Below are 1,214 nucleotides of genomic sequence, written 5' to 3' on the forward strand. Positions count from 1 at the left end.
ATACCTCACCCCGCTGGAGATCCGACAGCGACACGAGCAAGAACACGCCCTCGCGGCGTAAGCAACGAGTGTCCAGCATCACGGGGAAAGTCCAGAGCGCGTCCGGGAGAGCAACGGCGTCCTGATCGCACCCTACAACTCCGTGCAGTACCTGACCTCGCGCGATGTGAGGGACCAACTGCTGGACTGCTGGCCCATCCTTGTCGACCTCAGCAGCGGAGACGTACGGTTCGGCACCCTCGACGAACGGCATCTTTGGAAGAGCCCAGGCACCTGACACGCCCAACCGCACGCACTTACGGGACAGCTCTTACACACCATCGACCTGCAGACCGCCAGCGAGGACATGAGCGAGATCCCGCAAGCGTTCGGCGTTCCGTTCACCTACTGGGGCATCGGAGGCATCGACGCCGAGCTGTGTGTCGAGGCCGCCAAGAAGGGTACCGTCGCCCAGGACGTCCCGGTGAACCACAGCCCCGCCTTCGCCCCCGTCGTCCAACCGACCCTGGACACCGGCGTCAGCGCCATGGCGGTGGCCGCCCTCGCCTGGCTCGGCAGCTGACGTGAAGGCACTTCCAGCGGGCCGTGGCTGAGGCGACCGCTACCTGGCAGTGCGTCGGCGCTGCGGTCCCGGAACGTGGTGCGCTGGAGGCCGGCTTGCGGGTGCTGACGAGCTACGGGCATGGGAACGCCTCGGCGGCATCCTCCATGAGTACGAGCATGCTGCATGACCTGCATAGGCGCGATTTTCGGCAAGGGCAGGGGTCCCTCTCCGGAGGAGACGCCAAGCACCGCCGATGCCTCTCTGTTGTCACCAGCCGGCGTGGCCAGGTGACGCCATATCACCCGCCCGAGCGACCCACGCGATGACCGACGAAACGTCGAAAGTGGAGAGTACGTCACCGCACCAGGCAGGGGCGTTTGCTGTCGAAGGCCCAGTCCTTGACCAGGTAGCGCATCCCTGCGGCGTCGTCACGGCCCGACAGCCGCTTCTCCAGGTAGAGCTCGTGGGCGGCGAGCAGCCTGTCCGTGTCGAGCTCGATACCGAGTCCGGGTGTGTCGTCGACAGCGATCTCCCCGTCGGTGATCTGCGGGGGCCGGACCGTGAGGCGTTCCAGACCCTCCTGCCAGATCCAGTGGGTGTCCAGCGCGTTGTAGTCACCGGGGACGGCGGCTCCGCAGTGCGCCATCATGGCGAGTGAGATGTCGAAGTG

At 66.1% G+C, this 1,214-nt stretch carries 2 protein-coding genes and 1 pseudogene; 1 reads left to right on the plus strand and 2 read right to left on the minus strand.

Features of this window, described 5'->3' with window-relative positions:
• The coding region (locus tag ACIOWN_RS34535; RefSeq protein WP_401984490.1) for a hypothetical protein at window positions 1-253 on the minus strand (253 nt) is incomplete at its 3' end.
• 60 nt (window positions 254-313) lie between these two features.
• Here ACIOWN_RS34535 and ACIOWN_RS34540 point away from each other — a divergent pair.
• A pseudogene (locus ACIOWN_RS34540) lies at window positions 314-562 on the plus strand (amidohydrolase); the annotation flags it as partial.
• 337 nt (window positions 563-899) lie between these two features.
• On the opposite strand, the gene ACIOWN_RS34545 reads toward ACIOWN_RS34540, so the two are convergent.
• Window positions 900-1,214: enolase C-terminal domain-like protein (locus tag ACIOWN_RS34545; RefSeq protein WP_401984492.1), on the minus strand; the 315-nt coding region annotated here is incomplete at its 5' end.

The sequence above is a fragment of the Streptomyces sp. NPDC087787 genome (assembly GCF_044743035.1).
Lineage (GTDB): Bacteria > Actinomycetota > Actinomycetes > Streptomycetales > Streptomycetaceae > Streptomyces.